The organism is Occallatibacter sp., assembly GCF_049510455.1.
GTDB lineage: Bacteria > Acidobacteriota > Terriglobia > Terriglobales > Acidobacteriaceae > Telmatobacter.
Genome location: NZ_JBEKYX010000059.1, coordinates 1 through 21,356, shown reverse-complemented (window position 1 = coordinate 21,356; position 21,356 = coordinate 1). Strand labels below are relative to the sequence as shown.

The following is a 21,356-nucleotide window of genomic DNA, read 5'->3' as shown; positions in this document are numbered from 1 at the left end:
GCCCCCACCCCATCTGAATTTCTCGTGCCAAGCCGATGATACAATTTGTATGCTGAGTAGTATGCCCTCGCGCCGTCGAGCCTTTCGCCAGATAGCTGCCCTCGCCATGCTTGCCCTCGTTTTGCATGGGCTGCACGCGGAGCAGGCAGGCGCAAAGCTCGCACCGGCCGCGCCCAATGCAATCGAAGGCCTGGGCAAAGGAACCTTCCCTCTCAGCGGCCCCTGGCAATTCCATCCTGGCGACGATCCCGCATGGGCCAACCCGGCATTCGACAGCTCAAGCTGGGAACAACTGACCGCAGACCGGCCCTGGGGCGCTCAGGGTCATGCCCGTCTCACAGGTTTTGCCTGGTACCGCTGCAACATCGCATTCACCCCGGCTCCCGGCGTCTCGCCGCCCTTTTCGCTCCTGATTCCAACAGTCGATGACGCATACGAAATCTACTGGAACGGCGCACTCATCGGCCACAACGGCAAGTTGCCGCCCGGCGCCGTCTGGTACTATTCGCAGCCGGTGCAGACCTTCAGCCTCGGCCAGCTTCAGCATGGCGTCCTCGCCGTGCGCGTCTGGAAAGCCCCTCTGCTCTCCCACGACTCCGGCGAGAATGGCGGTTTTGGTGCCGCTCCTCTCATCGGCAGTTCTGAAGCCATTGCCACTGCCAGGGCCGCACAGGAGTTTCAGTGGCTGCGCAGCCGCCAACTCCAATTTGGCGCCAATTTCCTCTGCGCCGTCATTGCTCTCCTGAGTTTTCTTCTCTGGTTGCGGGCTCCTGCCCGATGGATTCTCTTCTGGACCGCGGGTTTTGCTCTTGCTCAACCGGCAACTGTCCTGCTCCTCAACGCACACATGGGATGGCCCTACGGCCTGGCCATGGGAGCAGACCAGCTTGTCGGCGCCGTACAGGATATATCGCTCTGGTTTCTCCTCCTCTGGCTTCTTCCTCTCCGTGAAAACCACGCCATTTGCCGCCTCACGCGCATCCTCGCCTGCATTTACTTTGTCAACTCTCTCCTGGATGGAATCCTGGTTGTCCTCACATGGAATCCCCAATGGACTGGATTCGCTCAGACCTCCGATGCCATATCGACTGCCATCTCGGTTGCGCTTGAAGCTTTTCCGCTGTTCCTGGTGGGCAATGCGCTTTTTCAGCGCAGGCAGTTCAATCCGGCCCGCTGGCTGGTAGCCATCCTCGCCTTCCTCGACGGAATGATGATCGCCTTCGTCAACGTCGTAAAACAAGGCCGCCAATTTACCGACTGGCCTATCTCGTCCAGAGTCGACTCGCCCCTTTTTTTCATTGACGGCAATGGAATCACCATCTCCACGCTCGCCGGATCGCTACTCCTCATCGCCATTGTCTATGCGGTCTATAACAGCATTCGCGAGGACCAGCGCCGTCAGGACGCGCTGGAACAGGAGAAGCTGGAACTACAGCACGAAAGCAACCGCATGCGTCATAAGGCCGAGCACGATGGTTTAACCGGCCTCTGGAATCACCGCGCCATCGTCGATCGCCTCGGCGAAGAGATCAACCGCTCACTACGCGAAAAAACTCCACTCAGCGTGATCCTTGTCGATGTCGACCATTTCAAGAAGATCAATGATAGTCATGGCCACCTCGCAGGCGACCTTGTCCTTAAGGAGATCGGTGCCATCTTCACGCGTGATCTGCGCTCCTATGACTATGCGGGCCGGTACGGCGGCGAGGAATTTCTATTCATCCTCTCCAATTGCGGAATGGAGAGCGCCCTTCACCGCGCCGAACAACTACGCCAGGCCGTAGAGTCAGCCCGCATCGTGGATGGCGAAACCATCCTCCAGGTAACCGCAAGCTTCGGCGTAACCTCAGCCTCTTCGTCTCACCATGAAACGGAAGCCGTCATCCGGGCCATCGATGCAGCTCTCTATCAGGCAAAAAACAATGGACGGAATTGCATTGTTCCCGTCGAGATGGATGCCCCGCTTCACGAAGTCTAGCTTCCTGCTGCCAGCAATCTTGTTCCGATTGCTGGCAGCGGGATGGTCCTTTCCTCAGTACTTCTCAAACGGATTCCCAAGAACCGAAGATTGCTCTTCAAATGCTTCTTCTGTGCCGGCTCGAATCTTTTTCGCAATGCCCGTCCACACCGGATTGATCCTCGCCGTGCCATCCGGCTCATTCGCCGCCGCCGCTTCGAGATACGCTCTCTTTTCCAGGCCGTTTTTGTAGGCCGGCAGCTCTTCGATCAGCTTGAATGCGGCAGCAATCACTACGCCCACATCATCTCGGAGTTCGTCCGGCACCGTCGCGTAAACCTCTGCCTTGTGCTCCTCAATCCACTGGAACGCAATGGGAAAAACAACGGCGCTTACCCAGTCGTTGTAAGTATTAAGAGCGTCCACGCCCGAAGTCCATGACGGGTGCATCTTCCAGTCCTGCTTTCCGTCACCAAACGGATACTTCTGAGGGGGAGGTGGGCAGTATTTACAACTAATCTTGACTTGGGACATGAATATTCTCCTTGTGGCCTGAACGCCGCCTGTGACGGCTCAGTGTCATAGTTATCGGCAGTTGTTCTTGCCCATGTCTCTCGTTCGCTCACCATAACACTCAGGTGTCCCATTCTTGGCGCAGTCGCCGGGTGCCTCAGAGCCTGCCCTGAGCGCAGCCGAAGGGTCTCGATTTTGAGACCGGGGATAGCACTCCCCTCAACCAACCAAAGCCCAGACAGTCGCTGAACACAGCCCATCAGACGGAGGGAAGGACCGGCTTTTACAGTTCAAGTCCCTCAGTCCCCATAGTCCCTGTCTTCCTGTATCCTCCAGATCATGCTCCGATTGGGCCCCTGGTTCACACGTTCCCGGCGTATCTGGCTGTGGATCGCGCTTGGTCTCGCCTTGCGTCTGCTCCTCATCTGGTTCCCTCGGCCATCGGACGACGACACCACCGACTACCTCGCCCTCGGCCACAATCTCCTGCATTACGGCGTCTACGGCCAGGGCACTCCGGACGACCTCGCGCCAACCCTCTTCCGCTTGCCCGGCTACCCCATCCTCCTCGGCCTCTTCGAATCGGCCTTCGCCACAAGCTGGCAAACAGTTCTACTCGTCACGCAAGCCGCAACCGACATCCTCTCCGGCCTGCTGCTAGCGTCCTTCGCCCGCCGCTACCTCAACCCCCGCGCCGGCGAAATCGCCCTGGCTCTAGCCATGCTCTGCCCCTTCACCGCAGCCTTCGCCGGCATCGCTCTCACGGAATCCTTCTCCGTCTTCGCCCTGGCCCTCGGCATCTACGCCACCGGCCGCGTCCTCGCAGAAAACGAAACCAGCCGCATCCGCATCGGGTTCCTGCTCCTGGCAGCCGCATCCTCCGCCTTCGCCATGCTCCTGCGCCCCGACGGCATTCTGCAATTCATCGCCCTCGCCGCCGGCATCCTCTGGTACACCGCGCGTCCTGTCTCGTTTCAAGCAATCCGCCGCGCCATCGCCCCCTCAGTCATTTACGCCGCCGTAGCTCTCGCGCCCATTGCCATCTGGACCCTCCGCAACTGGCAGACCTTCCACGTCTTTCAACCACTCGCCCCGCGACACCTCAACGACCCCGGCGAGCGCTTCAACAAGGGCTTCTACGACTGGCTCCGCACCTGGTCCACCGAATTCATCACCACCGCAAACGTCTTCTGGAACGTCGGCTCGGAATCCATCGACATGGACGACATCCCCGCCCGCGCCTTCGACTCACCCGCGCAGCGGCAGCGCACACAGGCCCTCATCCGCGAGTACAACCAGACCCACTCCATCTCCGCCGACCTCGACAACCGCTTTGAAGCTCTCGCGCGGGAGCGAATTCACAACCACCCCGTCCAATGCTTAGTAGGTGTTCCCGTCCTCCGCGTCTTTGATATGCTCCTTCGCCCACGCACTCTCGAATTCGATCTCGAAGTCGACTGGTGGTCCTGGAATCGGCATCCCGGCCAGACCATCGCCGCCATCGCGCTCGGTCTCATCAACCTCGCATTCGTCTTAGCCGCGATATGGGGCTTCATGCAGCGCCGCGTTCCCCTCGCATGGATGCTCGGCGGTTATCTCGTCATGCGCTGCCTCTTGCTCAGCACAATGGAAAACCCTGAGCCGCGTTACACCATCCAGATGTTTCCCATCTTCATCGTCGCCGCCGCGGCCGCCTTCGCGGGGAATCGCCTTCCCACCATGCGACAATCCACTTCAGGCACTTATCTATATGCGTCATGATCGTCTTTTCTTAGCCTGGTTCTTCGCTTTGGTTCTCGGCGGCGTTCTCTCCTGGTCGCAGACCGCTCCGCTCGTCCTTTCGGGCGGCACAGTCGTCGATCTCTCGAACTGGGGCAAATCGGCAAACGATCTGCATGATTCGGTCGTCATCGTCCACGACGGCAAGATCACCGATGTAGGCCCGCGCAGCACAATCGTCATTCCCAAGGGCGCGCGCGTCATCGACTGCACCGGAAAATACATCGTCCCCGGCCTCATCGACGGCTTCGCCGGCATGGCCGGCCAGGCGGAAGCCAACGCCAATCTCTACATGGGCGTCACCACCGTCGTCGCCAGCTCCGATGACCGTCGCGGCCACGTCGATCTGCACGCCAATCCCTCGCCGAATATCTACCTGCTTGATTCCATCGGCATCGCCGATGACTGGAGCCTGCTCGCCGAAGACCCCGCCTGGAAAGACAAACTCCACGAGGGCCCGCGTCCCACCGAGCTTGATCCCCAGGACACTCTCCGCCAGCTCGCCGATACCGCAAAGCTCGGCACGCGTATTCTCTGGCTCGGTCCCAATCTCACCGCCGCCAACACGCAGTGGGTCGTCGCTCATGCGCATCAGATGGGCATTGTCACTTACGGCGAGTTCGCCTCCACGCCCTATCGTGTCGGCATTGAGGCCGGCGTCGATGCGCTTCTCCACATGGGCCGCTACGAGCTGGGCGTTATCCCCGATGAACTGCAACGTCCGCTCGTCGAAGATCCCATCGGCTCAGCAGCCACCACCGCGCTCGATTACTCCCAGCGCGTGCCGCCTACTGACACGCACGTGCGCAACTATGCAAAGTTCGTCGCCGAGCATCGTGCCGCGCTCATGCCCACCTTCAGCATCTACTACCAGCAGCTTCCCGACCATCGCAACCTCTGGAATGAGCCCGCCGCGGCCCTCCTCGATCCCATGCACATGTTCAACCCGCCCAACCGCGAGACCGGGGAATTGGATTATTCCATCTCCAACTGGGCTCATCACCTGCCCAACGTCTCGCAGCGATGGATGGAAGAGGGCCAGCGCAAAAAGGCGGATCAATCCGCCATGCGCCTCTGGCGCATCAACGAAGTTTTCTTCGCGGCTGATCCGCACTATCTCGCCGCCTCCGGCGCTCCGGTCTCAGGAGCCTTCCCCGGAATCTCCATGCACACGGAACTTGAGATGCTCGTTCGTCTCGGCCTTACGCCCCGCGAAGCCCTGGCCTCAGCCACCAGTAATTACGCCGTGCAGTTCAACTGGAATGATCTCGGCCTCATCGCTCCCGGCCGCCGCGCAGACATACTCGTCCTCGACGGAGACCCCGCCGCAACCGTCTGGAACGTTCGCCGCATCGTGAACCTGATCCTCGACGGCAACGTACTGGATCGTGAGGCCTTGCTGACGCTGAAGAAATGATTTCTGTCGTTTCCCGTACAATAAAACCAACCTTAGCTCCGACTTCATGACTATTTCTTCCACGCATATCGCGCGTACCCGCAAGCGTCACGACAAAGGTCTGGTGATGATTGCGGCCTATAAAGTATTCATCGCCCTGGTCTTCGCCGCGGTAGGCGTCGGCGCGCTCCGCCTCGTTGGCAAAGATGTCGGCGATCTCCTCTCCAGCCTGATCTCCGACCTGCGCTTCAATCCTGAAGGCCGCTTCGTCAACTTCGTCTTCGATAAGGCCTCGCTCCTCGACGACCCCGCGCTGCGCCGCATCGGCCTCGGCGCCTTCTGCTATGCCGCGGTCAGCATCGTTGAAGGTGTCGGCCTCTACCTCGAAAAGGCTTGGGCCGAATATCTCACCCTCGCCATCACCGCATCGTTTCTGCCCATTGAGATCCGCGAACTCGCGCTTCGCTTCACCTGGACGCGGGTCGGCATCTTCATCATCAATGTCGTTGTGCTCATCTATCTGATTGTCATCGTTGTCGAGCGGCACCGGAAGAATCGTGCCGCCGCTCCAATAGGCGCTTAATCAAAGCAGTGTCTCAATTTGAATTGCTTTGTAACAGGGCACGGCTTGAGTCGTGCCGAAACGGCCATAAAAATGAAATTGGGCTTTAGCCCCTGAGGCAGTTTCTTCAAACTGAGACACTACCTTAATCAATCATCGCCGAACTTCGCTTTTTATTCGCCATACACTGAGTCCCGCTCTTTGCCAAGCACCCGCGATGCATACTCTGTACTGGCGGAATCAAAGCAATAAACACTATATATTGTGTTTCCCGATTTGAAACTCCCCAAGCTGGCAGGCTTGGTTCACCCTCTTGACGCCGTCTCCATAAGACGAATACCAGCCTCCATTTTTCCCTTGGGTTCGAGACTGAATCTAAGCTAATATCACTCCAGTGGAGCCAAATGGAGTGTAGTGGATTAAGACATCCTATTTCCACTTAGAAGATACGCCGATTGAACCAATTGTGCTCACTTTTCTGAGCAATCTCGGCAACGAGGCAATGAAAGTCGCCTCAGGCAGCAGGTAAAGCAATGTTTCGCGGAAATCATCCAGCCAAGATCGATGAGAAGGGAAGGCTCAAGCTGCCTTCTGCCTTCAAGCAGTTGGCGGAGTCCGCGCAGGTGAACGAGTTTTACGTGACAAGCGTCGAAGGCGACTTTGCCCAGGTCTGGCCTTTGCCGGAATGGCTGAAGAGGGAAGACCAGCTCGCCGCTTCGAGCGAGTTTGAAGAGGCCGCCCGTAAATATCTGGCCCGCACCAGCTACTGGGGCCAGCAGGTGGAATTGGACGCACAGTCCCGCATCGTTCTGCCGCAGTTATTGCGTAAGTCAGCCGGTCTGGACGACGTCGAAGTCACGGTGATTGGCATGCGGGACCACATTGAGGTCCACAATCGCCAGAAGTTTGAAGCAGCGATGCAGGCGGAAAGCTTCACCGCCGACGATCGCCGCACCATGGCGGAATTGCTCCGCCGCAAAGATTAGGTGTTGAACCCCTCAGGGGGGAGCGCATGACGAAGGCGAGTGTGGGTCCGAACGTACGCCATGTGCCGGTTCTTTTGACAGAGACTTTGGAATTTCTCAGGGTGCAGCCCGGCAGCACCATCGCCGACTGCACGCTCGGGCTTGCGGGCCATTCCGCGGAGATCGCGCGGCGGCTCGGGCCAAAGGGCAGGCTGATCGCATTTGACCGCGACCCCCAAGCCCTGGCGCTGGCAAAAGCTCGGCTCGACGAAGTTTGCAGCGAACTCGGCAGCGAGGCGCCGCGGATCGTGTTGATCGGCGAAGCCTTCAGCTCGATTGAGCGGCATGTCGAGCCCGCATCGCTCGATGGCCTGCTGGCAGACTTCGGCGTGAGCAGCATGCAGCTCAATGAAGCGCCCAGGGGATTCAGTTTTATGGCGGATGGCCCGTTAGATATGCGTATGGACACGCGCAGCGGCCTCACCGCCGAGCAGGTGGTAAATGAGGAGAACGAAGGCGAACTCGCCAACCTCATCTACGAATACGGAGAGGAAAGGAGGTCGCGGAGAATCGCCAGAGCCATTGTCCGCGGGCGGCCTGTCACAACAACAGCGCAATTGGCGCGAATTGTTGCCCAGGCTGCCCCGGCGATGAAACAGGACAAGATCCATCCCGCAACGCGCACATTTCAAGCCATACGAATCGTAGTCAATCGCGAGCTGGACGAGATACGGGACTTGTTGGAGGCCGCGCCAAAGTTGCTTAAGCCCTCCGGAAGAGTTGCCCTCATAAGTTTTCATTCGTTGGAAGATCGCCTCGTCAAAGACAGCCTGCGCGAGGGAGCGCACAAGGGAATCTGGAACCTGTTAACAAAGAAACCGGCCACGGCAGCAGAAGAAGAGACAGAACGCAATCCGCGCTCACGCAGCGCAAAGCTTAGAGCGGCGGAAAAAGAAGTAAGTACGAATAGGCGGAGGTAAAACATGGCGGCAGCAGCGACAACTTATTTTGAAACCGGCCGCAGCATCCGGTCGCGCGCGGTAGAGCGCAATACAGACGTGCTGGCCAGCCAGCCGGCGCGCCGCCGCGGAGTGCGCACGCCGGAGTTCTACTTCACCCGGCACTTCGATAACACGCGTCTCGTCAAGGCGCCGGATCCCGTGCGTGTCCGCGAAATGCGCGTCTTCTCAGCCGCTGTTACAGTGCTCTTCACGCTCATCATGTTTTACGGCCTGCAGCACTTCAGCGCCATTGAAAAGTCCTATCGCGTCGAAAGCGAAAAGCAGCAGCTCGATCAGCTCCGCGAAGAGAACCGCCAGCTTCGCCTCTCGGAAGCGCAGCTCACGCAGCCCTCGCGCATTGACAGCATGGCGCGTCAGTACGGTCTTGCTTCGCCGCAGCCAGGGCAGGTTGTGCATCCAAATGCAGCTCTGGACAGCACAAACGCCGCTCCCTCCCTCGCGCAGATTGCGCCTCCAGCCGCACCGCAGGCCGCGCCCATACAATAAGCGCTCTGCATCTAAACTCGAACCCAGAGATAGATTCCGGAGTGACACCACCGATGCAGCCCGCCGCAATGCCCAACCGGATCCCGAGTTCCTACTCGACGCGCAACTCGGGACTTCCCCGCACCGTACCCCTGCGGCGCGCGCGCTTCTGGCTTGTCTGCCTCTTCTTCATCGTCTGGCTCGGCGCCATCGCATTTCGTCTCTTCTGGCTGCAGATCGTGCATCATCACGACTACATTGACCGCGCGCAAAAGCAGCAGCAGCGCACCTTTGAAGTAGCTCCCCGCCGCGGCATCCTCTATGACCGCAATCTGCACGAGCTCGCCATGACCGTGCAGGTGGACTCCATCTACGCCGTTCCCACGGAGATTAACGACAAAAAATCCGCAGCCTCCACACTCGCCTCCATCGTCCACACAGACCCCGCTGACGCTCCCACCGGCGAAGACCAGATCGCCGCCCGCCTCGCCAAAAACAATGGCTTCGCGTGGATCGCCCGCCGCGTCACGCCGGATGTTTCAACAAAAATCAAGTCTCTCAATCTCAAAGGAATCTATTTTCAGAAGGAATTTCAGCGCTCCTACCCCAACACTGAAATCGCCGCACAGGTGCTTGGCTATGTTGGCATCGACGACACCGGCCTCGGCGGCATCGAGCAGAAATTCGAGCCGCAGCTTCACGGCGTGCCGGGCCGCATGTACACCGCCATGGACGCGCGCCGACACATTCTCGGCTCCACGGAGAGCGAGCCGCAGCCCGGCCAGAACCTCGTGCTCTCTATCGACGAACAAATTCAGTTCATGGCCGAGAGCGCGCTCGATCACGTCATGGCGCGCACGCACGCCGACAACGGAACCATCGTGATTCAGGATGTGCATACCGGCCAGATTCTCGCGCTCGCCATCCGGCCCACCTTCAATCCCAATCAATTCCGCCGCACCACGCCCGCGTTGCTGCGGGACCATGCCGTCAGTGATGTCTATGAGCCCGGCTCAACCTTCAAGCTTGTCGCCTACTCAGCCGCGATGGATGCGGGTGTTGCCAAGCCCGATGATATGGTCGATTGCCAGGGCGGCTTGATCACACTTGCCGGCCGCGTCATCCACGACAACCAGGGCGAGCATCCCGGCGTCATTCCCGTCCACAAGGCTCTTGAAATCTCCAGCGACGTAGGCGCAATCAAGATGGCGCTCAAGGTCGGCCAGGACAAGTACAGCGATTACGTGCGCTCCTTCGGTTTCGGCTCGCGCTCCGGTGTGGAACTCCCCGGCGAGACACGCGGCCTGCTCCGTCCCGTGACCAAGTGGGGCCCATCGTCGATTGGCTCCATCGCCATGGGGCAGGAGATCGCCGTAACGCCCGTTCAGCTTGTCTCCATGGTCTCGACAATCGCCAACGGCGGCATCTATCTTCCGCCGCATGTCCTCATGTCCGCGCCCCAATCGGGCGCCCAGCCGGCCGCGCAGCCGCAGCCATCGCCATTCAAGCCCGGCGGCCAGCTTCCCAATCCGCTTCCCACCGGAGCGCATCGCGTCATCTCCACCATGGCCGCCGCGCAGATGCGCCAGATGATGGAAGGCGTCATCCTCTACGGCACCGGCAAGGATGCGCAACTCAACGGCTACTCCGCCGGCGGCAAAACCGGCACTGCGCAAAAGATCGATCCCGCCACGCACAAGTATTCCAAAACCATGCACGTCGCATCTTTCGCCGGCATCGCGCCCGTCAACAACCCAGTAATCGCAGTCGCCATCGTCATGGATAACCCCAAGGCGGGCGGCTCATACTACGGCGCCGCGGTCTCAGCACCCGTCTTTCAGGAAGTTGCCCAGCAGGTGCTCGAATACCTCGGCGTGCAGCACGATGAGCCGGTGCACGCACAAAAGACGCCCCCTGCTTCCGGAAAGTCCGTAGCCGAAGACGATCACGGCGACTCCCCCGATGTAAACGCGCTCTACGCCGCAATCAACGACCTGCCCAGCGACGATCCGCTGCGTCAGCAGCCTGTGCAGCAGACAATCGCGCAAGCCGCCACTTCACCTCAGCCCCCTGCCGCAAGCTCAGCACCCGCACAAAATCCAGCAACAACCGTCTCTACACCACCGTCGCCCGCCGCAACGCCGCCAACGCAATCCTCTGCTTCCGTCATCATCCCCACGGCGAACACTCTCAAAGTGCCTTCGCTCATCGGCCTTCCCATGCGCCAGGTCATCGTCATTGCCGGCGATGCCGGCCTCGAAGTACAAGTCATAGGCAGTGGCACCGTCCGCGAACAGGCTCCTGCGGCGGGAACCATGGTCGCGCCCGGCACCCGCATCGTCGTTCATTGCGCCCGTTGAATGCGCGTTGCTTTGTAACAGGGCACCACTTCAGTCGTGCCAAATGAGTTTCAACAAGAAATGGGGCTTTAGCCCCTGCGCAAACGTACATACCGTCGTATAAAAACTCTACAATCGAGCACAGTATGAATTGGAACGATCTCATCGCGGAAATCGCCTCTGAAGGCTCCGCAGGCGCGCCCCTCACGGAGCAGGAAGCGCCCATCACAGGCATCGAATACGACTCGCGCCGCGTCCGCCCCGGCTCGGTCTTTGTCGCCATGCGCGGCGGCACAACAGACGGCAATCGCTTCGTCGAGAAAGCCATCGCCTCCGGCGCACTCGGCATCATCACGGACTCATCTCCAACCTTCGATCATCTGCTCGTCTATAACGCTGGCCTTCCCATTCTTGAAGTCGCGCACGGCCGTCGCGCCCTCGCGCAGGCCTCCGCAGCCTTCTTCAATCATCCGGAGCGCAAGCTCGCAGCCATCGGCGTCACCGGCACCAACGGCAAAACCACCACAGCCTTCCTCGCGGAATCGCTGCTCAATCACGCACACCGCAAAACCGTTCTAGTCGGCACCATCGAATATCACGTCGCAGGCCAGATTCTCCCCTCGGTTCACACCACGCCGGAATCCCGCGACCTCTTCGAGTTAATGGCCGAAGGCGCAGCGCAAGGCGCAACCGAGCTCATCACCGAAGTATCGAGTCACGCCCTCGATCAGGGCCGCGCCATCGGCGTCGCATTCGATGTCGCCATCTTCACCAATCTCACCCGCGACCATCTCGATTACCACGGCACGATGGACAATTACTTCGCCGCCAAGCGCCTGCTCTTTGACGGAACGCGTTATCCCGCTCCGCGCGTCGCCGTCATCAATGCGCACGACCCGCGTGCGGAAGAATTAACCATCGCCGCGCACAAAGCCGGAGCAGAAGTTCGCACCTACGGCATCGCGCTAGGCGACTGGCGCGCCTCCACCTACAAGCTCACACCGGCAGGCGCTGAAATAGCACTCGAAACTCCATTCGGCACAGCCAACATTCAGTCGCGCCTCGCAGGCGAAGTCAACATCCTCAATCTTCTCGCCGCATTCACCGCCGCCCACGCGCGCGGTGTTGAATTCAATCAGCTTGTTGCATCCATTCCGCAACTCAAGCCCGTCCCCGGCCGCTTCCAACCCGTTCACGCCGGTCAGCCTTTCTCCGTCATCGTCGATTACGCTCACACCGACGATGCACTCCGCAATCTCATCTCTCTTGCGCGCAAGAGCGTGAATAGCGGCAACCGCGTCATTACTATGTTCGGCTGCGGCGGTGACCGCGACCGCACCAAGCGCCCCAAAATGGGCCAGGCCGCGGGTGAGGGAAGCGACTTTGTCGTCGCCACCAGCGACAATCCGCGCTCGGAGAATCCGCTGGCAATCCTCGCTGAAGTCGAACCCGCACTCAAGGCCACTGGCAAGCCTTACGTCATCGAACCCGACCGCACCACCGCTATTCGCCTCGCTCTTGAATCTGCCAAGCCCGGCGATGTCGTTCTTCTCGCAGGCAAAGGCCATGAGACGGAACAGATTCTCGCTGACCGCACAATTCATTTTGATGATTCTGAAGTCGCCCGCACAGCTCTCGCTGAGCTTGGATACGGTTTGGGTTATGGAGAAACACAATGAAGCTCACACTAGCCGAAGCGGCAATCGGTGCAGCCGCGGTTCTTGAAGCGCCATCCGCCATTCCACACGCAGGCGCACTTATCGCGCAGGGCTATTCCATTGACTCCCGCACCATCGCTCCGGGTGAGCTCTTCTTCGCCGTGCGCGGAGATCGCTTTGACGGCCACGATTTCGTCACCTCCGCCATCGAGCGCGGCGCAGTCGCCGCCGTCGTCTCCAGACTTAAAGTCGCCACGCTGCCAGACGCCGCTCTCGCCGTTCCCTTGCTCATCGCGGAAGACCCGCTCACCGCGCTGCAATCCCTTGCCACCCACGTCCGTCGTCAATGGGGCAAGCGCATCGTCGCCATCACCGGCTCAGCAGGCAAGACCACAACCAAGGATGCCGTCGCCGCCGCCCTCAGCGCAAAGTTTCACGTCCACAAGTCAAAAGGCAACCTCAACAACAACTATGGTCTGCCTCTGCAACTCCTCAAGCTCGAACCGGAGCATGAGATCGCCGTCCTTGAAATGGGCATGAACCACTCCGGCGAAATTGAAGCGCTCGCCCGCATCGCCATACCTGACTGGGGCGTTGTCACCAACGTAGGCACCGCGCACATTGAGAACTTCGCGGATGGCAGGGCCGGCATTGCACGCGCCAAATTTGAGCTCGTCGCTTCCTTGCCCGGCAACGGCATGGCCTTCCTCAACTGCGACGATCCGTATGTCTCGCAATTCGGCCGCGACTTCGCCGGCAAAGTCGTCTACTTCGGCCGCGGTCCTTGCGCCAATCCGCAGGTACTCTCCGCGATAGAAGACGCCGAAGGTATCCACATTCACCTTCGCGCGGATGAGCGCGAAGCCGGCCTCACTCTTCAGCTCCTCGGCGTGCATAACGCGCTCAACGCCATGGCTGGTATCGCGGTCGCTCTTGAAGCAGGTGTGGATCTCGACGCCGCCATTGCCGCACTCGCCACACTCAGCGCCGGCGACAAACGCGGCGAAATTCTCGCCATTCGCGGCGCAACCATTCTCAACGACAGCTACAACTCCAACCCCGAAGCGCTGCTCTCCATGATCCTCACGCTTGCAGCCCGTCCCGCCGCGCGCCGCATCCTCGTCGCTGGAGAAATGCTTGAAATGGGCTCCCACGGCCCGGATCTGCATGCCGCCTGCGGCAGAGCCGCCGCGGAAGCCGGCATCGATCTCGTCGTCGGCGTGCGCGGAAACGCTCAGCATCTCGTCACTGCCGCAGCCATCGCAGGCGTTCCCGCAGCCTTTCTTCCGGACGCTGAAGCCGCCGGCAACTGGCTCAAAGCAAATCTCCGCGAAGGAGACGTGGTTCTCATCAAAGGCTCGCGCGGTGTTCACCTGGAGCGCGCCATCGAAATCCTGAAATCCGCCCCCGCACAGGAGTAGACAGTGTTTCGGGAATCGTCTTGGCGAGGTTTTGTAACAGGGCACGACTTGAGTCGTGCCGCAATACCCAGGAAATGGCACTGGGCTTTAGCCCCTGAGGTTTCGCTTTTGTTTCTGAATGTATCCAAAATGATTCACCAAATACTCACTAATCCAATGCGTTTCGTTCGTTCCTTACTCATCGCGGCACTTCTGTGTCTCTGCGTGCCGGCTTTTGCAGACGCTCCTGCATTCTCCATCGATCCCTCCTGGACGCGCCCGTTTCCGCCCTTTCGCATCGCCGGCAATCTCTACTACGTCGGCAGTGAAGAGCTGGCCGCATTCCTCATCGCCACGCCGCAGGGAAACATCCTCATCAACAGCAACCTCATCACCTCGCCCGCGCAAATCAAGCACAGCGTCGAAGCCCTCGGCTTCCACTTCAGCGACATCAAAATTCTGCTCATCAGCCACGCGCACCCCGATCACAGCGCCGGCAGCGCGGCCATTCTGCAACAGACCCACGCCAAGTACTTCGTCATGGACGCCGACGTACGCGCCATCGAATCCGGCGGTCGCACCGATTTCCGATTCGCCGGCGATAAATCCATGTGGTATCCGCCCGCCCACGTAGACCGCATCCTGCATGACGGCGAAAAAATCACCCTCGGCGGCACAACTCTCGTTGCGCATCTCACCGCCGGCCACACTCCCGGCACCGTCACCTACACCTTCGACGAAACTGAAGCCGGGTCCGGACCTGGCAAGCCGCTCCACGTCGTCATCGTAGGCAGTCCAAGCATTCTCGAAAGCTACAAGCTCATCGGCAATCCAACCTACCCGCACATCGCCGACGACTTCCGTCATCAATTCGCAGTCCTCAAATCCCTCCCCTGCGACATCTTCCTCGGCGCGCACGCCAGTTATTTCGATCTGACGGAGAAGTATGCCCGCCTGAAGCGTGGCGACAAAAATGCTTTCATCGACCCCGCCGGCTACACCAGGTTCGTTGCAGACCGCGAGCAAGCCTTTGAAACGGCGTATCGAAAACAGTACGCAGCGCGGAAAACTCCCATGAAGACTCAGCCCGGAGCGCATCCCGGCCTGTAAAATCGACTGAAATTCGCGTTCTAGCCCCCCTTTGGAGGCACCTTGCTTTACTGGCTTCTGTACCGGCAGCTCTACCCGTTCTTCCATCCATTTCGCATCTTTCACTACGTCACCTTCCGCACCGTTTTTGCCTCACTCACGGCGCTGCTGATCACGCTTTTCATCGGCCCGTATGTCATTGGCAAGCTGCGCGAGTTTCAGATCGGCCAGTACGTCCGCGACGACGGGCCCCAGTCGCACCTGAAGAAATCCGGCACGCCCACCATGGGCGGCCTGCTCATCGTCATCGCCATTCTGCTGCCCACGCTGCTCTGGGCGGATCTAACGGACCCGCTTGTCTGGATCGTCATGTTTGCCACGCTCGCTTTCGGGGCAGTCGGCTTCGCCGATGACTACATAAAAGTAGTCAAGCGCCGCAGTCTCGGCCTCACCCCGCGTGCCAAGCTCTTTGGCCAGGCGTTCGCCGCGGTCCTCGTTGCTTCCGCGCTCATCGTTCTCCAGCAGTTTCGAATGTTTTCAACGGCCCTCAATGTGCCATTTATCAAGAGCTGGCGTCCGGACCTCATGCTGCATTGGTTCGATCATGTACCGCACCTCGCGCTGCTCGCCTTCGTCCCCTTTGTCGCGTGGGTCGTCTTCGTGCTGCTCGGCTCGTCCAACGCCGTCAATCTCACGGACGGCCTTGACGGTCTGGCCATCGGCTGCACCATCATCGCCGCAGGCGCGCTCACAGTCCTCACGTACGTCAGCGGCCACGTCGTTTACGCCGACTACCTCGAGCTCCAGCGCATGCCGCTCGCCAGCGAACTGACCATCTTCTGCGGCTCCATGGTCGGCGCATCCATCGGCTTCCTCTGGTACAACGCTCACCCGGCGGAAATTTTCATGGGCGACGTCGGCTCGCTCGCTCTCGGCGGCGCCATCGGCACCGTCGCCATCGCTATCCGCCAGGAACTTCTTCTTCCCTTTATCGGCGGAATCTTTATCATGGAAGCGATCTCCGTCATACTCCAGGTGGGCAGTTACAAGCTTCGGAAAAAGCGCATCTTCAAAATGGCTCCAATTCACCACCACTTCGAACAGCTCGGCTGGGCTGAGTCAAAAGTCATTGCGCGCTTCTGGATTGGCGCGCTAGTCTTTGCATTGCTTGCACTCACTACGCTCAAATTGCGTTAACAGCTTCGCGCCCTGCCGGGCGAGGTACAAAATTGAAACATCGAGGGCCGGCGCAATTCCGGCTCGCGGAGAAAGCTCCCATCATGGACGGCAAGGAATTCGACCTCAGAGGCAAAAAAGTGCTCGTCGTCGGGCTCGGTAAATCCGGCCTGGCTGCGGCAATGTTTCTGCGTCGCCGCGGCGCGTATGTGACCGTTTCCGACGTCCGCAGCGCGGAAGCCCTGGCCAAGGACATCCCCGCGCTGCTCGACCAGGGCATCAACGTCGAAGCCGGCGGCCACGGCCTGCTCACGTTCCGCCGCCAGGACCTCATCGTCGTCTCGCCCGGCGTGCCGCTCGATACTCCGGAGCTCGTCCAGGCGCGCAGCTTCAGCCTGCCCATCATCGGCGAGCTCGAACTCGCCGCCCGCTTCCTCAAGGGCAAAACCCTCGCCATCACCGGCTCCAACGGCAAAACCACCACCACCACCCTCGTCGGCGAAATCCTCAAGGATTCCGGCCTTCCCACGCTCGTCGGTGGCAATATCGGCGTTCCCGTCGTTGCTCTGATCGACGAAAGCACACCCGACACCTGGTCGGTTCTTGAGGTTTCCAGCTTCCAGCTCGAAAGCACGCAGGAATTCCATCCCTTCATCGCCGTCATCCTCAACATCACGCCGGATCATCTCGATCGCCACGGCACCTTTGAAAATTACGCTCTCGCCAAGGAGCGCATCTTCGCCCGCCAGACCGCGCAGGACTTTCTTGTTCTGAACTCCGATAACGCCCGCACCGCCCAGGCAGCCTCGCGCGCCACATCGCAGGTCTACTGTTTCTCCATCGAAGGCACCGTCCGGCAGGGCGCATGGGTAGAGAACGGCACTGTCCTCTTCCGCGCCTCGGAGAGCGCGCCTGCGGAGACCATCTTGCCGCTCGCCGCCATCCCGCTCAAAGGCACGCATAACGTCGAAAACGTCCTCGCCGCAGTCTGCGCCGCACGCCTCGCCGGCATCCCCCCGGCTTCCATCCGTGCCGCCGTCGAGCGCTTTCAGGCCGTCGAACATCGCCTCGAATACGTCGCCACCGTCAACGGCGTCGAGTTCTACAACGACTCCAAGGCCACCAACGTGGACGCCACGATGAAGGCCATCACCGCATTTCCCGGCGGCATTCATCTCATCCTTGGCGGCAAGGACAAGAACTCCGACTACACAGCGCTTGCCCCCGATCTGCGCCAGCGCGTCCGGGCTGTTTACACCATCGGTTCCGCGGCCCAGAAAATCGAGTCGCAGTTGCGCGGCGTCGTGCCGATACATTCCTGTGAGACCCTGGCTCGCGCCGTACAGGCAGCCGCCTCTGAGGCGCAATCCGGCGAAATCGTCCTGCTCGCCCCGGCCTGTTCCAGCTTCGATCAGTTTGAGAATTACGAGCATCGCGGACGCGTCTTCAAAGAACTCGTGCACGATGGCCGAGGTTGGAAGGTTTCGCAGAACGCGTAGATAGACGGTGAAGCAGGTAGGCGCATGGCAAAACGGGTAGGCGTAGACAAGTGGATCTTCTTTACCACTCTTCTGTTGGTCCTTGTCGGACTGGCAATGGTTTTCTCCGCCTCCGCCGTCGTCTCGCAGGCGCAATATAACTCGCCTTACATGGATGTTGCCCGTCAGGCCGGCTGGGCTCTTGCCGGCGTGGTCGCAATGATCGTGCTCATGCGCGTCGATGTCTCACACTACAACTCCCCGCGCTTCATCTTTCCCGCGCTTTCCATCTCCACGCTGCTCCTGGTAGCGGTTTTTTTCTTTCACACTTCGCATAATACGCATCGCTGGATTGTTTTCGGCGGCCACTTCACCTTCCAACCATCGGAGATCGCCAAGCCCGTCCTCATTTTGTTCCTGGCATGGTTTCTCTCCACGCGGCTCGACCAGATGCGCGACTGGAAAAACACTCTCCTGCGCGCAGCCATCATGCCGGCGGTCTTCATTCTGCTCATCGTCAAGCAGCCTGACCTCGGCACCGCGCTTGTCCTCGCCGGCGTCACTGCGCTCATGCTCGTGGTTGCCGGCATGGAGTGGAAGTATCTCCTGCTTGCCGTTGCCGCTTCTCTTCCTCCGCTCGCCATGCTGCTCTTCGGCGTCGCCTGGCGTCGTCAGCGCATGCTCGTCTTTCTCAATCCTGACTCCGATCCGCAGGGCGCGGGCTTCCACATCAATCAGTCGCTCATCGCCGTCGGCGCCGGCGGCCTCACCGGACGCGGCTTCATGGAAGGCATGCAGAAGCTCTTCTATCTGCCGGAAGCCTCGACCGACTTTATCTATGCCAACATCGCCGAGGAACTCGGCTTCATCGGCGCCTTCGCCATCGTGCTGCTCTTTGTCCTCTTCGCCTATCGCGGATTGCGTGTCGCCTTCAAGGTGCAGGACCCCTTCTCGCGCCTTGCCGCCTTCGGGCTCACCACCGCCGTTCTGCTGCAGGCATTCTTCAACATCAGCGTGGTTCTTTCGCTCGTTCCCACCAAAGGCATTCCCTTGCCGCTCATCTCATCCGGCGGTACTTCCGTGTTCTTCACCCTCGCCGGAATCGGCATCCTGCTCAACATATCTCGTAAGATAGACTAAAGACGCGCACTTCCGCGCACTCCCACAGAAAGGTTCAAACTTTGTCACAACTGCGCGTGCTGATTGCCGGTGGTGGTACGGGAGGTCACATCATACCCGCGCTCGCGGTTGCCCGCGAGCTTACAGATCGTTACCAGGCGGAGATTCTCTTCGTCGGCACGGCGCGCGGCATGGAAATCCGCCTCGTTCCGGACGCCGGCTTCCGTCTGCGCCTCATCAATGTCGGCCCGCTCAACAATGTTTCGCTCTCCACGCGCATTCATACCCTCTGGCAGCTTCCCAAATCCATCGGCGAGTGCAAACGGCTCATCCGTGAGTTCCAGCCCGGCGTAGTCTTCGGCGTCGGCGGGTATGCCTCCGGTCCCGCCGCGCAGGCGGCGCTGCGCATGAAGATTCCAACCATGGTCTTTGAGCCCAATGCCATGCCCGGCCTCGCCAACCGCCTCGTGAGCAAAAGTGTCCAGGCGGCAGCCGTAAACTTTCCGCAGGCTGCCGAGTGGTTCCAGAACGTCGAAGTCACCGGCATTCCCGTGCGGCCCGAGTTCTTTACGCTTGAACCGCCTCCGCCCGCGCCGCCGCATCTCCTCATCTTCGGCGGATCGCAAGGCGCGCGGCTCTTCAATGAAACCCTGCCGAAAATTGTCCCGGCTTTACTCGATGCCGTGCCCGGCCTGACCATTCTGCACCAGAGCGGCGTTCGCCACAGCGCCGTCACAGAAGCTGCTTACCAGGCCTCCGGAGCCGATCCCGCGCGCTGGCAGGTAAAGCCGTTTCTCGACGACATGCCTGCCCGCTTCGCTGCCGCTCACCTCGTTATGGCGCGCAGCGGAGCCTCCACGGTGGCTGAGCTCGCCGCCGCCTGCAAACCGGCTTTGCTCATTCCCTTCGCCGCCGCAGCCGACGAGCACCAGCAGCGTAACGCTGAAGCCATGGTTCAGGCCGGCGCCGCGCTCATGCTCCGGGAACAGGAGCTCGACGCCCCGGAGTCGCTGCTCGAAAAGATCGTCGGACTATTGCAATCGCCCGAGCGGCTCGCCGCCATGGGGCAGGCCGCTCGAACGCAGGCCCACCCCGCCGCCGCCGAGCGCATTGCCGACCGCCTCGCCAGCCTCGGCACTGTGATGACCCACGCAATTCAATAACCCTTGTTCACAAACGCTGTTATGGCGCTGCTGCGCAAGGCCTGTTTTATCGATCGTTCGGCTCTCCTGGCTTCGTAACAGAGCACGGCTTCACAGCTTGCGGAAAAACCCAAATAGCACCAGCTTCGTAACAGGGCACGGCTTCACAGCTTGCGGAAAAACTCAAATCGGACCAGCTTTGTAACAGGGCACGACTTTACAGCTTGCGGAAAAACCCAAATAGCACCAGCTTCGTAACAGGACACGACTTCACAGCTTGCGGAAAAACTCAAATCGGACCAGCTTTGTAACAGGGCACGACTTCAGTCGTGCCGAAACAGTCGCTTACAAGGTTTTTGGGCTTTAGCCCCTGCTACACCGGACTGAACCGGGATGCGGATTTTCTCGCGATTGTCGGTACTGGCTCAGTTTGAATTGTTTTGTAACAGGGCACGACTTCAGCATGTGCCCCATCCATGCGCGTTTTTTTGCGCATGGGTAGGACAGCACTCCCGCCAACTCACCGTGAACAGGCTTTGTAACAGGGCACGACTTGAGTCGTGCCGAAAATCCGGCTGATAAAGTCTTTGGGCTTTAGCCCCTGCGGGATTTTTCAAACTGAGCCATTACCCGATTGTCCATCAGCGCCATAATTGCCGCGCACAAGACAAAAGGCCCGCCTGCCGAAGCAGAACGGGCCTTTTAACCTCGTGAATCTTTAGGATTAGCGGTGTCCGCCGCCGCCGCCGTGTCCGCCGCCACCAAAGCCGCCGCCACCGCCCACGCGACCGCTGCTGTATCCGCCGCCACCTACTCGGCCGCCGCCGCCTGCATATCCGCCACGCGGAGCAGCGCCGTATCCGGGTCTGGCTCCATAGCCGCCGTAACCGGGCCGTCCGGCATAGCCGAAACGTCCACCGTAGCCGTAACCGGCCCTGTAGCCGTAGCCGCCACGATAGCCATAAAATCCACGGCCCCAGCCATAGCCGTACCACGGGCCGACGCCGATAAAGAGCCCGCCGGCGAACCAGTTAGGACCGTAATACCCATATGGCGCGCAGGAGTATGGGTAATACGCGTAGTAACCGTAGTCGCACGCCGGGGGACCGTAGACCATCGGGGCGGCCACAACCGCAGGGCCAATACCCACGCCCACAGCCACCTGCGCATCGGCCTTTGTGGCCGTTGCGGCCAGGCCAACCGTCATCAGAGCTGCCAACAGAACCAGGCGAAAACTCTTCATTTTGAAACCTCCTCGTGCTGCCCTCGCTAGGGTTCGGAGGCTAGCCTCCGCTT

17 protein-coding genes are annotated in these 21,356 nt (G+C 60.1%); 15 read left to right on the top strand and 2 right to left on the bottom strand.

Annotated features, from left to right (window positions below):
- Positions 1-61 precede the first annotated feature (61 nt).
- Positions 62-1,978: a GGDEF domain-containing protein gene (locus ABSG47_RS12370; protein ID WP_424169998.1), complete on the top strand. Its 1,917-nt coding sequence runs from the start codon at positions 62-64 to the stop codon at positions 1,976-1,978.
- Between the two features lie 54 nt (positions 1,979-2,032).
- Here ABSG47_RS12370 and ABSG47_RS12365 read toward each other — a convergent pair whose 3' ends face one another.
- Complete coding sequence (locus ABSG47_RS12365) at positions 2,033-2,491, bottom strand: hypothetical protein (RefSeq protein WP_424169997.1); 459 nt, start codon at positions 2,489-2,491, stop codon at positions 2,033-2,035.
- Between the two features lie 318 nt (positions 2,492-2,809).
- On the opposite strand from ABSG47_RS12365, the gene ABSG47_RS12360 reads away from it, so the two are divergent.
- The 14 genes from ABSG47_RS12360 to murG all read left to right on the top strand — a co-directional run bounded on the left by ABSG47_RS12360 (position 2,810) and on the right by murG (position 20,081).
- The gene (locus ABSG47_RS12360; protein ID WP_424169996.1) at positions 2,810-4,231 is read left to right on the top strand and encodes a hypothetical protein; all 1,422 of its coding nucleotides are present in this window, start codon (positions 2,810-2,812) and stop codon (positions 4,229-4,231) included.
- The gene (locus tag ABSG47_RS12355; RefSeq protein WP_424169995.1) at positions 4,221-5,666 is read left to right on the top strand and encodes an amidohydrolase family protein; all 1,446 of its coding nucleotides are present in this window, start codon (positions 4,221-4,223) and stop codon (positions 5,664-5,666) included. The genes ABSG47_RS12360 and ABSG47_RS12355 overlap by 11 nt, the downstream gene beginning before the upstream one ends.
- 46 nt (positions 5,667-5,712) lie before the next feature.
- Positions 5,713-6,228, top strand: a complete 516-nt coding sequence (locus tag ABSG47_RS12350) for a DUF2127 domain-containing protein (RefSeq protein WP_424169994.1) — start codon at positions 5,713-5,715, stop codon at positions 6,226-6,228.
- Between the two features lie 512 nt (positions 6,229-6,740).
- Complete coding sequence (locus ABSG47_RS12345) at positions 6,741-7,193, top strand: division/cell wall cluster transcriptional repressor MraZ (protein ID WP_424169993.1); 453 nt, start codon at positions 6,741-6,743, stop codon at positions 7,191-7,193.
- Between the two features lie 26 nt (positions 7,194-7,219).
- Entirely contained in the window at positions 7,220-8,152 is a 933-nt protein-coding gene (gene rsmH / locus ABSG47_RS12340; protein WP_424169992.1) for a 16S rRNA (cytosine(1402)-N(4))-methyltransferase RsmH, read from the top strand.
- Positions 8,153-8,155: 3 nt separating this feature from the next.
- Positions 8,156-8,680 carry a cell division protein FtsL gene (locus tag ABSG47_RS12335; protein WP_424169991.1) on the top strand — a complete coding sequence of 175 codons (525 nt, stop codon included), beginning with the start codon at positions 8,156-8,158 and terminating at the stop codon, positions 8,678-8,680.
- Between the two features lie 68 nt (positions 8,681-8,748).
- Positions 8,749-11,019 (top strand): penicillin-binding transpeptidase domain-containing protein, encoded by a 2,271-nt coding sequence (locus ABSG47_RS12330; RefSeq protein ID WP_424169990.1) that lies wholly within the window; start codon positions 8,749-8,751, stop codon positions 11,017-11,019.
- Positions 11,020-11,144: 125 nt separating this feature from the next.
- A complete protein-coding gene (locus ABSG47_RS12325; protein ID WP_424169989.1) occupies positions 11,145-12,677 on the top strand; it encodes a UDP-N-acetylmuramoyl-L-alanyl-D-glutamate--2,6-diaminopimelate ligase in 1,533 nt (510 codons plus the stop codon).
- On the top strand, positions 12,674-14,077 hold the full coding sequence (locus ABSG47_RS12320; RefSeq protein ID WP_424169988.1) for a UDP-N-acetylmuramoyl-tripeptide--D-alanyl-D-alanine ligase: 1,404 nt from the start codon (positions 12,674-12,676) through the stop codon (positions 14,075-14,077). The genes ABSG47_RS12325 and ABSG47_RS12320 overlap by 4 nt, the downstream gene beginning before the upstream one ends.
- 156 nt (positions 14,078-14,233) lie before the next feature.
- Complete coding sequence (gene bla / locus ABSG47_RS12315) at positions 14,234-15,166, top strand: subclass B3 metallo-beta-lactamase (protein WP_424169987.1); 933 nt, start codon at positions 14,234-14,236, stop codon at positions 15,164-15,166.
- Between the two features lie 42 nt (positions 15,167-15,208).
- A complete protein-coding gene (mraY, locus tag ABSG47_RS12310) occupies positions 15,209-16,342 on the top strand; it encodes a phospho-N-acetylmuramoyl-pentapeptide-transferase (RefSeq protein WP_424169986.1) in 1,134 nt (377 codons plus the stop codon).
- A gap of 83 nt (positions 16,343-16,425) precedes the next feature.
- Positions 16,426-17,820, top strand: a complete 1,395-nt coding sequence (murD, locus tag ABSG47_RS12305) for a UDP-N-acetylmuramoyl-L-alanine--D-glutamate ligase (protein WP_424169985.1) — start codon at positions 16,426-16,428, stop codon at positions 17,818-17,820.
- A gap of 24 nt (positions 17,821-17,844) precedes the next feature.
- On the top strand, positions 17,845-18,939 hold the full coding sequence (ftsW, locus tag ABSG47_RS12300) for a putative lipid II flippase FtsW (protein WP_424169984.1): 1,095 nt from the start codon (positions 17,845-17,847) through the stop codon (positions 18,937-18,939).
- Between the two features lie 41 nt (positions 18,940-18,980).
- Positions 18,981-20,081: an undecaprenyldiphospho-muramoylpentapeptide beta-N-acetylglucosaminyltransferase gene (gene murG / locus ABSG47_RS12295; RefSeq protein ID WP_424169983.1), complete on the top strand. Its 1,101-nt coding sequence runs from the start codon at positions 18,981-18,983 to the stop codon at positions 20,079-20,081.
- 703 nt (positions 20,082-20,784) lie between these two features.
- On the opposite strand, the gene ABSG47_RS12290 is transcribed toward murG, so the two are convergent.
- Positions 20,785-21,303, bottom strand: a complete 519-nt coding sequence (locus ABSG47_RS12290) for a hypothetical protein (RefSeq protein ID WP_424169982.1) — start codon at positions 21,301-21,303, stop codon at positions 20,785-20,787.
- Between the last annotated feature and the right edge of the window lie 53 nt (positions 21,304-21,356).

Coding starts and splice junctions, on each gene's coding strand:
- rsmH (WP_424169992.1), top strand. CDS start 7,220: ATGACGAAGGCGAGTGTGGGTCCGAACGTACGCCATGTGCCGGTTCTT.
- ABSG47_RS12365 (WP_424169997.1), bottom strand. CDS start 2,491: ATGTCCCAAGTCAAGATTAGTTGTAAATACTGCCCACCTCCCCCTCAG.
- ABSG47_RS12350 (WP_424169994.1), top strand. CDS start 5,713: ATGACTATTTCTTCCACGCATATCGCGCGTACCCGCAAGCGTCACGAC.
- ABSG47_RS12320 (WP_424169988.1), top strand. CDS start 12,674: ATGAAGCTCACACTAGCCGAAGCGGCAATCGGTGCAGCCGCGGTTCTT.
- ABSG47_RS12355 (WP_424169995.1), top strand. CDS start 4,221: ATGCGTCATGATCGTCTTTTCTTAGCCTGGTTCTTCGCTTTGGTTCTC.
- bla (WP_424169987.1), top strand. CDS start 14,234: ATGCGTTTCGTTCGTTCCTTACTCATCGCGGCACTTCTGTGTCTCTGC.
- murD (WP_424169985.1), top strand. CDS start 16,426: ATGGACGGCAAGGAATTCGACCTCAGAGGCAAAAAAGTGCTCGTCGTC.
- ABSG47_RS12345 (WP_424169993.1), top strand. CDS start 6,741: ATGTTTCGCGGAAATCATCCAGCCAAGATCGATGAGAAGGGAAGGCTC.
- ABSG47_RS12330 (WP_424169990.1), top strand. CDS start 8,749: ATGCCCAACCGGATCCCGAGTTCCTACTCGACGCGCAACTCGGGACTT.
- ABSG47_RS12370 (WP_424169998.1), top strand. CDS start 62: ATGCCCTCGCGCCGTCGAGCCTTTCGCCAGATAGCTGCCCTCGCCATG.
- ABSG47_RS12325 (WP_424169989.1), top strand. CDS start 11,145: ATGAATTGGAACGATCTCATCGCGGAAATCGCCTCTGAAGGCTCCGCA.
- ABSG47_RS12335 (WP_424169991.1), top strand. CDS start 8,156: ATGGCGGCAGCAGCGACAACTTATTTTGAAACCGGCCGCAGCATCCGG.
- ABSG47_RS12290 (WP_424169982.1), bottom strand. CDS start 21,303: ATGAAGAGTTTTCGCCTGGTTCTGTTGGCAGCTCTGATGACGGTTGGC.
- ftsW (WP_424169984.1), top strand. CDS start 17,845: ATGGCAAAACGGGTAGGCGTAGACAAGTGGATCTTCTTTACCACTCTT.
- ABSG47_RS12360 (WP_424169996.1), top strand. CDS start 2,810: ATGCTCCGATTGGGCCCCTGGTTCACACGTTCCCGGCGTATCTGGCTG.